General features: G+C 69.0%; 14 protein-coding genes. 7 read left to right on the top strand and 7 right to left on the bottom strand.

Features of this window, described 5'->3' with window-relative positions; genetic code table 11:
• Positions 1-497 precede the first annotated feature (497 nt).
• From DAETH_RS06470 to nudC, 4 genes are all read left to right on the top strand, one after another.
• On the top strand, positions 498-1,520 hold the full coding sequence (locus tag DAETH_RS06470) for an ATP-binding protein (protein ID WP_264777097.1): 1,023 nt from the start codon (positions 498-500) through the stop codon (positions 1,518-1,520).
• A 97-nt stretch (positions 1,521-1,617) separates the two neighbouring features.
• A complete protein-coding gene (locus tag DAETH_RS06465; RefSeq protein WP_264777096.1) occupies positions 1,618-2,733 on the top strand; it encodes a vWA domain-containing protein in 1,116 nt (371 codons plus the stop codon).
• A 280-nt stretch (positions 2,734-3,013) separates the two neighbouring features.
• Positions 3,014-3,193: a hypothetical protein gene (locus tag DAETH_RS06460; protein WP_264777095.1), complete on the top strand. Its 180-nt coding sequence runs from the start codon at positions 3,014-3,016 to the stop codon at positions 3,191-3,193.
• A gap of 53 nt (positions 3,194-3,246) precedes the next feature.
• Positions 3,247-4,053: an NAD(+) diphosphatase gene (nudC, locus tag DAETH_RS06455; protein WP_264777094.1), complete on the top strand. Its 807-nt coding sequence runs from the start codon at positions 3,247-3,249 to the stop codon at positions 4,051-4,053.
• A 7-nt stretch (positions 4,054-4,060) separates the two neighbouring features.
• Here the strand turns inward: nudC and DAETH_RS06450 are convergent, their stop codons facing one another.
• Positions 4,061-4,777 carry a metallophosphoesterase family protein gene (locus tag DAETH_RS06450; protein WP_264777093.1) on the bottom strand — a complete coding sequence of 239 codons (717 nt, stop codon included), beginning with the start codon at positions 4,775-4,777 and terminating at the stop codon, positions 4,061-4,063.
• A 45-nt stretch (positions 4,778-4,822) separates the two neighbouring features.
• Between DAETH_RS06450 and DAETH_RS06445 the strand changes: the two genes are divergently transcribed.
• Both DAETH_RS06445 and DAETH_RS06440 read left to right on the top strand, forming a co-directional pair.
• Positions 4,823-6,226, top strand: coding sequence for a hypothetical protein (locus DAETH_RS06445; RefSeq protein ID WP_264777092.1), 1,404 nt, complete (start codon positions 4,823-4,825; stop codon positions 6,224-6,226).
• 518 nt (positions 6,227-6,744) lie between these two features.
• Positions 6,745-7,206, top strand: a complete 462-nt coding sequence (locus DAETH_RS06440; protein WP_264777091.1) for an NUDIX domain-containing protein — start codon at positions 6,745-6,747, stop codon at positions 7,204-7,206.
• 172 nt (positions 7,207-7,378) lie between these two features.
• On the opposite strand, the gene DAETH_RS06435 is transcribed toward DAETH_RS06440, so the two are convergent.
• Together DAETH_RS06435 and DAETH_RS06430 are read right to left on the bottom strand one after the other, a co-directional pair.
• Complete coding sequence (locus tag DAETH_RS06435) at positions 7,379-9,619, bottom strand: ATP-dependent helicase (protein WP_264777090.1); 2,241 nt, start codon at positions 9,617-9,619, stop codon at positions 7,379-7,381.
• Between the two features lie 75 nt (positions 9,620-9,694).
• Positions 9,695-10,150, bottom strand: coding sequence for a DinB family protein (locus DAETH_RS06430; protein ID WP_264777089.1), 456 nt, complete (start codon positions 10,148-10,150; stop codon positions 9,695-9,697).
• 145 nt (positions 10,151-10,295) lie between these two features.
• Between DAETH_RS06430 and DAETH_RS06425 the strand changes: the two genes are divergently transcribed.
• On the top strand, positions 10,296-11,183 hold the full coding sequence (locus DAETH_RS06425; RefSeq protein ID WP_264777088.1) for a cation diffusion facilitator family transporter: 888 nt from the start codon (positions 10,296-10,298) through the stop codon (positions 11,181-11,183).
• 57 nt (positions 11,184-11,240) lie between these two features.
• On the opposite strand, the gene DAETH_RS06420 is transcribed toward DAETH_RS06425, so the two are convergent.
• The 4 genes from DAETH_RS06420 to typA form a co-directional block, all read right to left on the bottom strand.
• A complete protein-coding gene (locus DAETH_RS06420; protein WP_264777087.1) occupies positions 11,241-11,447 on the bottom strand; it encodes a DUF1540 domain-containing protein in 207 nt (68 codons plus the stop codon).
• A gap of 199 nt (positions 11,448-11,646) precedes the next feature.
• Complete coding sequence (locus DAETH_RS06415) at positions 11,647-12,171, bottom strand: hypothetical protein (protein ID WP_264777086.1); 525 nt, start codon at positions 12,169-12,171, stop codon at positions 11,647-11,649.
• Between the two features lie 105 nt (positions 12,172-12,276).
• Positions 12,277-13,254 carry a hypothetical protein gene (locus DAETH_RS06410; protein ID WP_264777085.1) on the bottom strand — a complete coding sequence of 326 codons (978 nt, stop codon included), beginning with the start codon at positions 13,252-13,254 and terminating at the stop codon, positions 12,277-12,279.
• 184 nt (positions 13,255-13,438) lie between these two features.
• A complete protein-coding gene (typA, locus tag DAETH_RS06405; RefSeq protein ID WP_264777084.1) occupies positions 13,439-15,220 on the bottom strand; it encodes a translational GTPase TypA in 1,782 nt (593 codons plus the stop codon).
• Positions 15,221-15,228 lie beyond the last annotated feature (8 nt).

Raw genomic sequence — 15,228 nt, 5'->3', positions numbered from 1 at the left:
GGTAACACGCTCTTTCGTCGAGCTACCCAACACACAGGGAAGAGCCCGTGCGCCTTGCCGCGTCCAACGCGTTCCGAAAGCATTGCAGCGGGAAAAGCAGGTCCACGTAGGTCCGGCCCCAACCCACATCGGCCCCAGGCAGGTGAAGCCCACGCCGCTGCCACTCCCTTTCCAGAGCGTCCAGCTCCTGCTCCAACGCGTCGAGTTCAGCCGAAGTTTCAAGGCACCCACCCGGGTACAAAGAGGCCAGAAGGGGAAGCTCTAGCTGTGCGGCGACTTGGAACACCCACTGCGAGATGTAGCCGAGACTTCCCAATCTCTCGCTGTAAACGGAGAATCGCGCTTCCTCCTCAACCCACCTGTCCCACTCCGCCTCGGACGCTTCCCGAGGAGGCGCGGGAATTGGTTCGTGCGGTTGGGTAACCGAAATGTAGTAACCCACAGATCAACCTTACCCAGTGGGCCGCCACCCCGGCCCCGCGCGCTACCCTTCCCCTGTGAGCCTTACCCCGACCGAACTGCAAGCCTACCTCTCGGCCCTCGCCACCGGGGAACTCAAGCTCTCGACGATGATCTGGGGGCCGCCCGGCGTGGGCAAGAGCAGCGTGGTCGCGCAGGTGGCCCAGCGTCACAGTCTCGACTTCGTGGATGTGCGGCTCTCGCAACTTGCCCCCACCGACCTGCGCGGCCTGCCCGTTCCCGAGTCCGACGGGCAGGGCGGGGGCGTGAGCCGGTGGTACCCGCCCGAGTTTCTGCCCCGGTCGGGACGCGGCATCCTCTTTCTCGACGAGGTGAACATGGCGCCGCCCACCATGCAGGGAATGGCGCAGCAACTGATCCTCGACCGCCGGGTGGGAAGCTACGAGTTGCCGGAGGGCTGGTTCGTGTGGGCAGCCGGGAACCGCAAGGAGGACCGCGCCTCGGTCTTCGACATGCCCGCGCCCCTCGCCAACAGATTTCTGCACCTCACCGTGCGGCCCGACTTCGACTCGTGGCGGGCGTACGCGCTGGGGCGCGGCCTGCATGAGCACGTGGTCGCCTTTCTCACCTTCCGCCCCGAACTGCTGCACCGCCTCGACCCCGCCCAGCCCGCGTGGCCCAGCCCGCGCGCCTGGGAGATGGCCTCGCAACTTCACCGCGCCCGCCTCGACGTGGCCCCCGCCGTGGGAGAGGCCGCCGGGGCCGAGTTCAGCGCCTTCGTCCGCCTGTACGAGCAACTGCCCGACCTCGGCCTGGTGCTGCGCGGCCAGGGAGCGGGCCTGCGCCTTCCCGACGAGCCCAGCGTCCGCTACGCCGCCGTCGTGGGTCTGGCCGCCCGGGCGCAGAATGCCGACGAGGCCTACCACGCCTTCCAGTGGCTCTCGGAGAGCGCGGGGCCCGAGTGGCTGCAACTTTACGTCGCCACCCTGGTCAGTAAGTTCCAGGCCATCGGGCAACTCGGCGAGCTGGCCGGGCTCCTGGGGCGCGACGAGCGGCTGGCGGCGCTGGTGCAGGGGACGCTGGCTTTGGCGGAAGGATGAGACGGTTAGTGGTGAGTAGGGAGTGGTTAGTGGGTCTTGGTGAGTGTTTTTCCCACTTCCCACTGACCACTGACCACTTACCGCGCCGGGGGCGCGTATGACCCCCCCCGACTTCGGGCACCTCATCTCCGGTTCCCGCCTGCGGCTGCGCGGCAAGTCGGCCTTCTTCGCCACGCTGCTGCTGCACGCGGAGTTCGTGCCCTCAAAGGAGGTGATCGCGGCGGGCACCGACGGCGAGCGGGTGTACGTGAACCCGGAGGTCGCGGCGAGTCTGCCCCCCGACGTGCTCGACGGGCTGCTCCTCCACGAGGTGCTGCACGCCGCGCTTTCGCACGTCGAGCGGCGCGGGCCGCGCGAGAAGAAACGCTGGAACCGGGCCGCCGACACCATCGTGAACGGAATGGTCGCCGCCGCCGGGCTGCCCACTCCCCCCCAGGCCACGCGCGACGAACACCTGGAAAAGCTGAGCGTGGAGGAGGTGTACTCCGCCCTGGAGGGGCAGGAGGCGGACGAGGGCGAGGAGGAGTCGGACGATCTGCTCGACGGCCCGCCCTCCGACGCGCCGCCCAGGGGGAGCAAGCCGGGCCAGAACGCGGCGCGGCAGTGGCAGCAGGCCCTCGCCCAGGCGCGCAGCGTGGACGCGATGACGGGCGGTAAGGGCGACGATCCGCTGGGCGCCCACCGCGAACTCGCCCGGCTGGCCCCCTCCAGGCTCGACTGGCGGGCGCAACTGTGGCGCTTCCTGGCCCGGACCCCGGTGGACTTCGGGGGCTTCGACCGCCGCTTCGTGGGGCGCGGGCTGTACCTGGAGGCGCTGGACGACGAGTCGCTGACGGCGCTGATCGCCGTGGACACCTCGGGCAGCGTGGACGACGCGGCGGTGCGGGCGCTCGTCGCCGAGGTGCAGGGGGTTCTGGGTGCGTACCCGCACGTCAAGGCGATCCTCTACTACGCGGACACCGAGGCCTACGGCCCCTTCGAGCTGCGCCCCGGCGACGCAGTTCCCCAGCCGCAGGGGGGCGGCGGAACCGACTTCCGGCCTATCTTCGGGCTCGCGGGGACGCACGAGCCCGACGTGCTGGTCTACCTGACGGACGGGTACGGGGACTTTCCGGAGCAGCCCCCCGAGGTGCCGACCCTGTGGGCGGTCACACCGGGCGGGCTGGAGGACGAGGGCTTTCCCTTCGGGGACGTGCTGCGGCTGGAGGAGTAGGCGGCCTCCTTATCCTCATCAAGAACACCGCGCCTATGAGGTTGCACCTGTCAGGCTGGGCGGCGTTGGTTCGGGCACGAATGCAGAGGCCGCCGCCTCCAGGGCCATGCTTCTCCTGGCGACGAAGTGGGGACGAAGTGGGAGAGCACCCGTCCGGTCTAAGAGCCTGTTTTAACAGTCGGACCTGGCTTCTCACGGGCACGATGAAGGCAAGGTTGTGGCTCCTCCCTCCTTGCGGAGAGGGGAAACGCAGACGACCGCCCAGCGCACTCCACGGACGATGAGGGGCCTTCTGAAACACGCTCTCAGGCTGGCGGGCGCGGAGAATCGGAGCGGCAAGGTCGTGGTGGACAGCATCATGAGCCGCTCCATCGAGCCGCTCGCCCTGATCTGGATCACGCACGGGTTCAACTCGGGGTGGACGAAACGGAGCCACGCCTTCAAGCTGCTCAACCGCTGAGGGAAAGTCACCGATCTCGGTCTTCCTGACCGGTCCGCTCTATCCTGGCCCGCATGATCCGCCCCGCTTCCTTCGCGCCGTCCGTGCGGGTGGCCCCCTCCGAGGGCGCGCTGCTCTTCATCTTCCTGGAAGGCCGCCTGCTCCTGCGGGAGGACGGCGCCTTGCCACGAGGCCGCCCCGATGAGTTCCCCGTGGACCTCGTGAACCCGCTCGGTCTGCTGGACGGCATGCCCGTGGTGGGCGCGCGGCTGGCGGGCGAGGTGCCCCCGGGCTTCACCCTCCGTCCCCTGCGCGGCACGTACGGCGTGCTTCCCGAAGACCTGTTCGGCCTTGCCGGGTACGCGGTGCAGATCGTGGAGTGGGACCGCACCCACCGCTTCTGCGGGGCCTGCGGGACGCCCACCGTCCGCAGCGAGCGGGAAACGTCGAAGGTCTGTCCCAACTGCGGCCTGACCGCCTATCCCCGCGTCGCCCCCGTCGTGATGGTGCTCGTCACGCGCGGGGAGGGCGAGGGCCGGGAGTTGCTGCTCGCGCGCGGCCCCCACTTCGCCCCCGGCATGTACTCGGCGCTGGCAGGCTTCGTGGAGCCGTCCGAGACGCTGGAGCACGCCTGCCACCGCGAGGTGCGCGAGGAGGTGGGGGTGGAGATCGCCGGGCTGCGCTACCGCTTCAGCCAGCCCTGGCCCTTTCCACACTCCCTGATGATCGCCTTCACCGCCGAGGACGCGGGCGGCGACCTCGCGCTTCAGCCGGAGGAGATCGAGGACGCGGGGTGGTATTCGGTCGGCGCCCTCCCCACCCTGCCCCCGCCCTTCAGCATCGCCCGCAGGCTGATCGAGACGGTGGCGCGGGGGGAGTGAGGTGGGCTTACTCTCGTCGCCCGGTTCGCAGCAGCCGCGCCTCCTGCGCCCCGTTCGGCGCGTGGGCCTCGGCCCAACTTGCCGCAGCCTCCACGTCGTACCCGGTGCGGCGGAAGGTCACGTCCCAGAGGCCCGCGCGGCGTTCGAGCAGCACCCAGCGGGCCGCCGGGTCCCCGTGCATCTGCCTCGACACCGCACCCGCGTTCACGAAGGTGACTCCCCCGTGGGAGACGATTCCCTCCCGGTGGGTGTGCCCGACAACGACCACCCGGGAGGCGGGCCACGCGGAAACCCGCTCCAGCATCTCGCCCGGCCGGGCGGGGCGCGAGGAGTCTCCCTCCCTCGTCTGGAAGAGGGCGTCCCAGGGACTCGCCGGGCTGCCGTGCGTGAGCAGGACCTCCCCGTCCGCCACGGTCGCGGTCACGGGTAGCCGGGCGAGTTCGGGCGGCACCCCGCCCAGCTCGCGCTCCAGAAACTCACGGTTCGCCCGCGTCCCGGGGTCCAATTCAGCGGGGTCGGTCAACAGGAACTCGTCGGTGTTGCCCCGCACGGTGGGCGGCGCCTCCCGGGTCTGGAGGGCCCACGCCCCCGCCGGGTCGGCCCCGCCCCACACCGTATCGCCCAGGTTGAGCACCGCGTCCGGTGCCGCCTCTCGAATGTCGGCCAGCACCGCCTCCAGTGCGAAGCGGTTGCCGTGTACGTCGCCCAGGATCGCCAGTCGCATGAACCCATCCTGGCATCCCCCGGGCCTTCTGCCATATTGGTCCGCATGACCTTCTCCGAACTCGACCCCCGCACCCTCACCGCGCTGGGAGTGGAGGGGGCGCTGGAGGCGGCGGGTGCGCCCCGGGCGACGGCGGACACCCTCTTCGGCCTGAGCGCCCACCCCGACGCGCGGGTGCGGGCCCGAGTCGCCTCACATCCCAACACCCCCGTCGAGGTGCTGGGCACCCTTGCCGCCAACTTCCCGCGCGAGGTGCTGGGCAACCCCGGCCTGCCCCTGATGCGCCTGGCCCGCCCGAATCTGCTGGGCGTCTTCCCGGCGGAGGGGGTGATCGCGCTGCTGGCCCTCCCGGAAGCCCCCGGCTGGGTCCTCGACGGCGCCGCCCGGCACGAGGACTTCGGGGTGCGGACGGCGCTCGCGGCACGAGCGAATCTCAGCCCCGCGCGGGTGGAGGCGCTCGCTCAGGACGCCGGGTGGCAGGTGCGCGAGGCGGTGGCGAAACGGGCGAACCTCCCCGAACCTCTCGTCCGGCAACTCGCGGCGGACGACGACTACGACGTGCGTAAGGCGGTGGCGGTCCGGGCCGACCTCCCCGGCGACGTGCTGCGGACCCTCGTTGGGGACGGGCACGGCATCGTGCGGGCCTCGGTGGCGCGGCGGCTCGACCTGCCCCTCGACTGCATGCTGACCCTGGCGACCGACGACGACTCGGACGTGCTCGCCACGCTCGCAAGGCGGGTGGATCTCCCCCGGAACGTGCGCGAGTGGCTGGCAGGCAACGAGAACACCCTCGTGCGCGCGGCGGCTCTCCAGGCGTGGCGGGTGCCCCCCGCGTGGCTGACCCGCGCCGAGCACGACGCCGACCCCGAGGTGCGCGCGGCCCTGGCCCGCCGCCCCGACGCGGGCCCCGAACTGCTGACCCGCCTCGCCGCCGACGAGTCCGAGACGGTGCGCCGCGCGGTGCTGGAGCGCAACGACCTCCCCGAGGAAGCCGTACTCCTGCTGGCCCGCTCGCCCGAGCAGGACATCCGGCTGCATGTGGCGAGCGCTGAGGGGCTGGCGGCCAGCGTGCTCGACCTGCTGCTGGAGGACCCGGACCCCGCCGTCCGCACCATCCTTGCCGTCCGGCCCGACCTCGGCCCCGAACGTCTGGATCGCCTCGCCACCGACCCCGACCCGGAGGTGCGCCGCGCCGCCGCCTACGCGGAGACGCCGGGGGACGAGGTGCTGGGCCGCCTCGCCGCCGACCCGAATGCCGGGGTGCGCCGCGCGGCCGCCCGTCACCCCCACCTCCCCCCTGTCCTGCTCCCCACCCTCGCCACCGACCGGGACGACGGGGTGCGGCTGAGCGTGGCGGGCCGGGAGGACCTGCCGGAAGACCTGCGGGAGCGGTTGCGCGGCGACCCGGACGGGAGCGTGCGGGCGGAGGCGGAAGGCTCAGCCACTTGACCGATGCGATTCCCTTTCCAGAGCGCGAGAGTCGAGAGATGATCGACGTTCGGCTTCCCATTGGCGACTCCATCTTCTGCGTCCGGGCCGTCATTCTGTGCCTGCGAGACGAGCATTTGCTGGTCGATATGGAAAAGGACGTGGACTTCCTGTATCCGCCCGGCGGGGCCATCCTCGTTGCCGAGGCCACACCGGGCCTCCCCGCCGGGCCACTGCGTCTTGTGGGAGGAGCTTCCCCCTCTCCGGCAGGCGCTGGCATGAGCTTGGGTTCTCCTATCAGATGGATGCCCCAGCGGAATTGCCTCAGACCTCTTTCTCTGTGAAGGACAATCCAAATATCACTTGCATCTGGCTCCCACTGTCCGAAGTTCGGGAGCGGCGTGTCGTCCCCCTTCCCGTGCGTGACCTTCTCGACGTGCCCGCAGGCACCGTGAGGCACACCCTCAACCGGGATTGACCATCCTTTCCCCGTCAAAAAGCCGATGGCATAAGCGTCACCATCCGCCAGACTACCCACCATGACCGACATTCGCCTCCCCCTCGGCGGCCTCAAGTTCAGCGTCCGCGTCGCCGTCCTCTGCGTTCGGGGAAATTACCTGCTGGCAAACACGGCCCGGTGGCTCGGATTCTGGTTCCTCCCCGGCGGCGCCCTTTCGACGAGCGAGGACGTGCTGACCTGCGCCGCCCGCGAGTGGCTGGAGGAGACGGGCACGCCGCCCGGACAGATGCATCTCGTGGGCGTGCTGGAAAACTTCTTCGGCCCACCGGAGAAGAGGCAGCACGAGATCGGCTTCTACTTCCGCATGGAGGCACCTGCCGAACTCCCCGATGTGGGCTTCACGGTGCTTGACAATCCCGACTACTTCTACGACTGGGTGCCGCTGTCCGAGGTCGCCTCGCGCCCCGTCTACCCTCTCGCCGTCGCCGAGTTCCTGAAGGTCCGGCCCGGCGAGGTGCGCCACCTTGTCGAGCGGAACTGAGCCTGAGAGCCTGTTTTAGGAGTCGAACCCGGCTTCTGACGGGCACGACGCAGGCGGGGTTACTGCTCCTCCCCCCTCGCGGGGGACTGGTACAGCTCCGGAGGAGAGGGGGGAACGCAGGCGACTGCCCAGCGCACTCCACCGACGATGAGGGGCCTTCTGAAACACGCGCTCAGACCTTAGTGAGGTTGGCGAACTTCACGAGCAGTTTCTTGGCGCCCGCCGACGGGAAATGCACCGTCACCTCCTGCCGGTCGCCCACACCCGCCACCGCGAGGACCTGCCCCTCGCCGAACTTGGGGTGGCTGACCTTCTCGCCGCCCCGGTAGGCCATGCCCTCAGTCATCGGGCTGGTGTTCTTGACGGCGCTCGGCGCAGGCTGGCTCGGCATGGCCGGGCGGTAGTCCTTCCACGTCTTCTGGCGGTACTCGATGATCTGCCCGTAGGGGTCCACCGGGTCGAAGCCACCCTCGATCTCCTCCAGGAAGCGGCTGTCCTCGGTGCTGTTCGTCTTGCCGAACTGCATCCGGTTCTGCGCGGCGGTCAGGAAGAGGCGGTCCATCGCCCGGGTGATGCCGACGTAGAAGAGGCGCCGTTCCTCCTCGATGCCGCCCACCTCCAGCAGCGAGTTCTTGCTGGGCAGCAGCCCCTCCTCCGCCCCCACGATGAACACGACCGGGAACTCCAGCCCCTTGGCGTTGTGCAGGGTCATCAGGGTGACGGCGTCCTCCGGCACGTCGCGGTTCTCCTGCCTCGCGCGCATGTCGTCCACGCTGGAGAGCAGGGCCGCGTCGTCGAGGAAATCCCCAATCGTGCCCTCGTTCGTCTGCGACCACTCCTCGGCGGCGTTGACGAGTTCCTCTAGGTTCTCCATCCGCACCTGGCCCTCCTGTCCCTCCTGACGCAGCAGGTCGAGGTAGCCGCTCGTCTCGATCACGAAGCGCAGGAACCCGGCGGGCGCGTAGTTGTCGGCGGCCTCGCTCATCCCGTGCATGAGTTCGGCGAACTCGACCGCCTTCTGCCCGCCCCGGTCGAGGATGTTCCGCTCGACGGCGTTCGCGCAGGCGGTCAGGACCGAGGTGCCGTTCACCCGCGCCCACTCCAGCAGTCTCTCCAAGGCCGTGTCCCCGATCCCGCGCCGGGGCCGCCCGATGATGCGGCGCAGGGCCACGTCGTCATCCGGGTTGAGGGCGAGCCGGGCGTACGCCAGGATGTCCCTGATCTCCCGGCGGTCGTAGAAGCCCACGCCGCCCACGATCTTCGCCGGAATCTGCACCCGCCGCAGCGACTCCTCCATCACGCGGGACTGGGCGTTCGTGCGGTACAGGATCGCCATGTCCTTGAAGGGAGCGCCCTGGGCGTGCAGCCGCGTGATCCACTCCGCCACGAAGTCCCCCTCCGCCCGGTGGTCGGTCGCCCGGTGGAACATGACGGGATGCCCGTCCTCCTTGACGGCGCGCAATGTCTTTTCCAACCGCTCGGAATTGTTTTCGATCAGCCTATTGGCGATGCCCAACACGCGCGCACTTGAACGGTAGTTGTGTTCGAGCATGTAAACTTTGGCATCGGGGTAATCTTTCTGGAAGTCGAGGATGTTTTGAATGTCGGCGCCTCGAAATTTATATATCGATTGGTCGGGGTCTCCCACAACAAGCAAATTCCGATCTCGACTCGCCAGAAGCCGCGTCAATTCATACTGCGCCTTGTTCGTATCCTGATACTCGTCCACGTGAATGAAGCGGGCGCGGTCCTGCACCCGGTCGAGAACGCCGGGCACCTCTTTGAAGAGCCGAACGGTCTCGGTGATCAGGTCGCCGAAGTCGATGGCGTTCTGGCCCTTCTTCCGCGACTCGTAGCGGCGGTAGACCTCGGCGGCGGACTCGCGGGGCACGCCGCTGATGTACAGCTCATGGCTGCGGGCGAGGTCCTCGGGCGTCAGCAGATTGCTCTTGGCGCGGTCGAGGATGCCGCGCAGCACCCGGGGGTTGGTGTCCGGGCCGATGCCGGGGACGCTCCCCATGACCTCCTTGAGGATGTCCATCTGGTCGTCGTCGTCGTAGATCACGAAGCCGCGCCTCAGCCCAATGTGCTCCCCGTAGGCCCGCAGAATCCGCACGCCCGCCGAGTGGAAGGTGCTCATCCAGAGTCGGTCGGCGCCCCGGACGAGGTGCTGGGCCCGCTCGCGCATCTCGGCGGCGGCCTTGTTGGTGAAGGTGACGGCCAGAATCTCGCCCGGGTCCACCCCGTAGTGCAAGGTCAGGTGCGCGATGCGGTAGACGAGCGTGCGGGTCTTGCCGCTGCCCGCCCCGGCGATCACGAGCGCGGGCCCCCTGAAGTGGTTGGCGGCCTGCGCCTGATCGGGGTTGAGCTGGGCGAGCAGGGGCGAGTCGGGCAGGTCCGGCGCGGCAGTCACCGGAGGATTGTAGCAGGGCGGGTTACGTCAGAGACGTAACGCGGGACTTGCAAGAGTCGACCTCCTGTCCTTCTTTCAAGCCTGCGGGGACAACAGGCGGCGGTGATAGTTGATCTGGCCGAGGTGCCAGTTCAGATGACCGTACAGGGACATCAGGAGGTATTCGACGTTCGCGTCCTCGGGAAAGCCTGGAATGGTCACGGGGGACGGGCGTTTGAGCGCGGCGGCGTCGAGGCCCGCCAGCGCCGTCTGGACCGCCCCCGCCGTGGCGCGAACGGCGTCCAGCAGTTCGGCACGGGGCACGTCCTTGCGGCCGAACTCGGCGGGGCGGTCCCGGACATACGGGATGCCGCCCAGTTCCTGCCCGATGAACAGGCTGAGGTTGCCGACCAGATGCAGCGCCAGATTCCCGGCGGGATTCACGATGCCCGGCTGCACGCCCCAGAGCGAGGCCTCGTCCGGGTACAGATCCAGTTCCTCGACGAGTTTTGCCAGGTCGCGCTGGTACAGGTGGGCAAGTTCGGTCATCATGGCCCACCTTAAGGGATGGCGGGGACGGCAGTAACGGCCCGCGCGTCAGAACTGAATCGACGGAACGGGGTCAAGGGGAAGGCGCCTTCCCTGTCCCCTCCCCGGTGCCGCCGCCCCCTCACCGAAGCCTGTTAGCCTCAAGCCCATGCGAAGCACGACGCGACTGGCGCTGGGGAGCGTGGTGGTGGCCGCCGTCGTGCTGGGTCTCAAGTTCCTGGCGTACCTCCTCACGGGCAGCGTGGCGCTGTACTCCGACGCGCTGGAGAGCATCATCAACGTGGCCGCCGCCGTCGCCGCATTGATCGCGCTGCGGGTCGCCGCCCGGCCTGCCGACGCGAACCACCCCTACGGGCACACCAAGGCCGAGTACTTCAGCGCGGTGGCGGAAGGCGTCCTGATCGTCCTCGCGGCCGTCGCCATCCTGCTGGAGGCCGGGCCCGCGCTGCTGAGTCCCCGCCCGGTGGACGCTCCGTATCCCGGTCTACTCGTCAACCTGGGGGCGAGCCTCCTGAACGGGGTGTGGGCCTCGGTGCTGCTGCGCGGGGGCCACCGCCACCGTTCCCCCGCCCTGCTCGCCGACGGGCGGCACGTCCTGAGCGACGTGGTGACGAGCGTGGGCGTGCTCGTCGGCGTGATTCTCGCCGGGTTGACCGGGTGGGCCGTCCTCGACCCCCTGCTTGCCGTGCTCGTCGCTCTCAACGTCCTCTGGAGCGGGTGGAGCCTGATGCGCGAGAGCGTGGGCGGGCTGATGGACGCCGGGGCCGATCCCGCCACCACCGCCCGGCTGCGCCAACTGATGAGCGAGCACGCCGAGGGCGCCCTCGAAATCCACGACGTCCGCACCCGCCACGCGGGCCGGGTCACCTTCGTGGAGTTCCACCTCGTCGTGCCCGGCCAGATGACGGTCGAGGAGGCCCACCATATCTGCGACCGGCTGGAGGACGCCATTCGCAGCGAACTGGAGGGCGCGAGCGTGACCATCCACGTCGAGCCGCAGGAGAAGGCCAAGCACCACGGCGTCCTCGTGCTGTAGGCAGAAGAGGGCGGGCCAGGAGACTCCTCCCGGCCCGCCCCGTCTGCCCCGTTCAGGTCAGCGGGTGCCCGCGCCCATCGTCTGGGTATCGCCCATCATGTCTTCCGGGCTGAAGGTCAGGCACTGGGCCATCTGACCGCTGAAATCGACCTCGATCTGTCCCGCCATGCACTGCTCGTTCTCGTTGTAGCGGCAGTTCGTCGCCCCACAGCGGCTTACGACGCTCATCTGCTCTCCACCCTGCATCCTCTGCATGTCGTTCATAGCCTCGCCTCCTGCCCGCAGCCTGCGCCGGGAGCAAAACCGCGAAGGTGACACAGCCTGCAAAATAAGGGTTGGCACACAATTCCGACTGTTCCAGGCAGGATTCTCCCGCTTCGGGCAGGAAAGTCGCTCCCAGTCGTTCTTTTCTTCACCGAAGGACCCGCCATGCACCTCCCCTGGATGAGGCAGGTGAAGGCACTCAGTTGAGCAGGGTGCCCCGGATGCCCTGGGCGCAGGCGACGCGGTGGGCGACGGCCTGGGCGTCCAGCGCACCGTGTTCGCGCAGCCCCGCCGCGACGACCTCGACCTCGGCCCAGGAGCGGCGCAGCAGGGCGCGGGCACGGGCCTCCAGCACGGCGATCTGGGCGCCCAGCACCTCCAGCTCCTCGGGGTCGCGCAGGGCGGAGGCGAGCAGGGCGCGGGCGTCGCGCCCGGGCGTTCCCGCGTCCCCGGTCAGGCCCAGCAGCCGGGCCATCGCCCCCCGGGCCAGGGCGACGAGCGCCACCTCCTCGCGCAGGCCACGGTTCAGGGCGAGCGCCTGGGGATCGGGGGCGCACCTGTACGTCACCCCCGGCTTATCCAGGGACACTTCCGCCAGGCGGAGCGGCGCGCGGGGATGCAGGTGCGCCAGCACCGCCTCCGCCGCCAGCAACAGCGAGAGGCTACGGGGGTCGCTGGACGCATGGGCTGGAGTCTGGAGGGGGGCAGAGGCGGGTCTGGTCATAATCCTGAGTCCTGGGCTCAAGATTAAGGCTTAATGACCCAAGTGGCAAGGACAGAAGTCAGACAAGGTGTGACCGCGTGAGGGACGACGGTCCTGCGTCCTGTCCTACACCTCCAGATCACCCCGGGCCTTACGGAACTTCGCCTCCAGGAACCGCCCGTGGGTCAGCAGCTCGCGCCCGCCCGAGCGCAGGGCCGTGCCGAGGAGGTCCTGCACCCCGCCGAGCAGCAGGTCGAGTTGTTCACGCAGCAGGTCCCGGCCCGTCTTGCCGTCTTCCAGCGGCTCGACGTTCGCCAGGGTGGGAGGCAGCTTGAGGTAAGCCTGCACGGCGGTGGGCGCGTACTCGTCCCGGACGGCCCGGGCGAGGTAGGCCGCCTCGCTCCCCCCCTGCCCCGAGGCTTCCAGGTGGGTCAGGGCCTCTTTCGTTCTCAGGTCGAGGGCGGCGAGTTGCGCCCTGGCCTCGCCCGGCAGACGCTCGTCGCGCACATAGGCGGCGAGGGAGGGAGCGGGCTCCGGTGCCGAAGGCGCGGCGGGCGTGATCTCCCCGACCTCCTCGCGCCGCTCCTGCTCCTTCCTGGCCCGCTTCGCTTGACGCCGGGCGGCGCGGCGGGCAGCCCGGGCCTCGACATGCTCGGTCCAGTGGCCCGAGTGTCCTGAAAGGTGACCCATCGGCAATCCCCCCGCCTGCTCGGGCAGGGCCGCCGCCCCCGGGGCATTCAGGTGTGCCGTCTCCGGCGCCCGGGGAAACGACATGGCCGTGAACAGCCAGATGACGGCCATCACGCTCAGCGGGAAGATCAGCCAACTCGCCCCCAGCGCCATGAAAAACACGGCGGCGACCAGCCCCGCGAGCAGCCCCGGCCAGCGCCTGCGCCACTTGTGGAAGGCCCGCGAGCCGAAAAAGCCCAGCAGCATTCCAGCCGCCGGGTGAACCACCCAATCCGCCCCCAACATCGCCAGCAGGACGATGATCCCCGCCGCGAGCGCCACGGGCTGCCACTGGCGCCCCCGGCGTGAGAAGATCACCGACGCCCAGAAGGCCAGCGCCACGCCCGCCAGAGGATGCACCATCCACTCGAACATGCCCCACCTTACGCCTCCGGGCGGGAAGAAGTTTCCGCCAAAAGGCGGAGGGGCCGGAAAGCTCGCCGCTCCTGCTTACATCAGCCTCTGCCTCCCCTTGCCCCTTCCCCCAACGACGAAGACCCCCGGGACAGCCCAGGGGTCTTCGTGCTTCGCCCGGTCCTGGCGGGCGGCGACTGACTTGTTACTTGCGGAAGCTCGGGTTCAGGACCTTCTTGCGCAGCCGGATGCTCTGGGGCGTCAGCTCCACGAGTTCGTCGTCGGCGATGTACTCCAGCGCGTCTTCGAGGCTCAGGCGGCGCGGCGGGGTCAGGGTCAGGGCCTCGTCGGCGCCCGCCGAGCGCACGTTCGTGAGCTTCTTGTTCTTGCAGACGTTCACGTTCATGTCCTGCTCGCGGGCGTTCTCGCCGACGATCATGCCTACGTACACGTCCTGCCCGGGGTCGATGAAGAAGTTGCCCCGGTCTTGCAGCTTGAAGATCGAGTAGGCGAAGGCCACCCCGTCCTCCATGCTGACCAGCGAGCCGTTCTGGCGGGTCTTGAGGTCCCCGGACCAGGGCGCGTACCCGTCGAAGATGTGGCTCATGATGCCCTCGCCCTGGGTCATCGAGAGGAACTGGGTGCGGAAGCCGAAGAGGGCGCGGGAGGGAATCTTGAACTCGACGCGGACCCGGTTCCCCTGCGGCTCCATGTTCACCATCTGGCCCTTGCGCCCGCCCAGCACGCCGATCACCGTGCTCGCGTGGTACTCGGGCACGTCGATGACGAGGTGCTCCATCGGCTCGTGCTTCACGCCATCGATCTCGCGCACGATCACCTGCGGCGCCCCGACCTGCACCTCGTAGCCTTCGCGGCGCATGGTCTCCAGCAGGATCGAGAGGTGCAGCTCGCCGCGCCCGCTAACCTTGAACTCGTCGGGGCGAATCTCCTCGACGCGCAGCGACACGTTGGTCATGACCTCGCGCTTCAGGCGGTCGTTGAGGTGACGGCTCGTGACGTACTTGCCGTCCTTGCCCGCGAAGGGGCTGGTGTTGGGCTGGAACACCATCGAGACGGTCGGCTCGTCCACCGTGATGATGGGCAGCGCCTCGGGGTCGGCGAGGTCGGCCACCGTCTCGCCGATCTGCGCGTCCTCGATGCCCGCCAAAGCGACGATGTCCCCGGCGCCCACCTCGTCCACCTCGATCCTCCGCAGGCCCAGGTGGGTGAAGGGCTGCACGATTCGCGTCTTCGTCATCGTGCCGTCCTTGTGGATCAGCTGGACGAACTCGCCCTTCTTCACCTTGCCCCGCTGCACGCGGCCCAGCACGATGCGGCCCAGGTATTCCGAGTAGTCGAGGTTCGTCACGAGCATCTGGAAGGGGGCGTCCAGATCGACCCCCGGCGCGGGAATCTGCTCCAGCACCATGTCGAACAGTTCGTGCATGTCGGGCTGCGGGTTGTCGAGGTCCCTATACGCCTTGCCCTCGCGGGCGACCGCGTACAGGATCGGGAAGTCGAGCTGGTCGTCGCTGGCGCCGAGTTCGGCCATCAGGTCGAAGGTGAGGTTGACGACCTCCTCGGGCCGCGCGTCCTGGCGGTCGATCTTGTTGATGACCACGATGGGCTTGAGGCCGAGTTCGATGGCCTTGCGGAGCACGAAGCGGGTCTGGGGCATCGGGCCCTCCGCTGCGTCCACGAGGACGAGGGCGCCGTCCACCATGCCGAGCACACGCTCGACCTCGCCGCCGAAGTCCGCGTGGCCGGGAGTGTCCACGATGTTGATCTTGACGCCCCGGTACTCGACCGCCGTGTTCTTGGCGAGGATGGTGATGCCGCGTTCCTTTTCGAGGTCGTTGCTGTCCATCGCCCGCTCGGCGATCTCCTCGCCGTGGCCGAGCTTGAGGGTCTGCTTGAGCATGCCGTCCACCAGCGTGGTCTTGCCGTGGTCGACGTGCGCGATGATGGCGATATTGCGGTATTCCATTCGTTCTC

It is taken from the genome of Deinococcus aetherius (assembly GCF_025997855.1).
Taxonomy (GTDB): Bacteria; Deinococcota; Deinococci; order Deinococcales; family Deinococcaceae; genus Deinococcus; species Deinococcus aetherius.
This window is presented reverse-complemented; position numbering and strand designations above follow the sequence as displayed.

Coding starts and splice junctions, on each gene's coding strand:
- nudC (WP_264777094.1), top strand. CDS start 3,247: ATGATCCGCCCCGCTTCCTTCGCGCCGTCCGTGCGGGTGGCCCCCTCC.
- DAETH_RS06450 (WP_264777093.1), bottom strand. CDS start 4,777: ATGCGACTGGCGATCCTGGGCGACGTACACGGCAACCGCTTCGCACTG.
- DAETH_RS06430 (WP_264777089.1), bottom strand. CDS start 10,150: ATGATGACCGAACTTGCCCACCTGTACCAGCGCGACCTGGCAAAACTC.
- DAETH_RS06425 (WP_264777088.1), top strand. CDS start 10,296: ATGCGAAGCACGACGCGACTGGCGCTGGGGAGCGTGGTGGTGGCCGCC.
- DAETH_RS06445 (WP_264777092.1), top strand. CDS start 4,823: ATGACCTTCTCCGAACTCGACCCCCGCACCCTCACCGCGCTGGGAGTG.
- DAETH_RS06410 (WP_264777085.1), bottom strand. CDS start 13,254: ATGTTCGAGTGGATGGTGCATCCTCTGGCGGGCGTGGCGCTGGCCTTC.
- DAETH_RS06460 (WP_264777095.1), top strand. CDS start 3,014: ATGAGGGGCCTTCTGAAACACGCTCTCAGGCTGGCGGGCGCGGAGAAT.
- DAETH_RS06440 (WP_264777091.1), top strand. CDS start 6,745: ATGACCGACATTCGCCTCCCCCTCGGCGGCCTCAAGTTCAGCGTCCGC.
- DAETH_RS06415 (WP_264777086.1), bottom strand. CDS start 12,171: ATGACCAGACCCGCCTCTGCCCCCCTCCAGACTCCAGCCCATGCGTCC.
- DAETH_RS06420 (WP_264777087.1), bottom strand. CDS start 11,447: ATGAACGACATGCAGAGGATGCAGGGTGGAGAGCAGATGAGCGTCGTA.
- DAETH_RS06465 (WP_264777096.1), top strand. CDS start 1,618: ATGACCCCCCCCGACTTCGGGCACCTCATCTCCGGTTCCCGCCTGCGG.
- typA (WP_264777084.1), bottom strand. CDS start 15,220: ATGGAATACCGCAATATCGCCATCATCGCGCACGTCGACCACGGCAAG.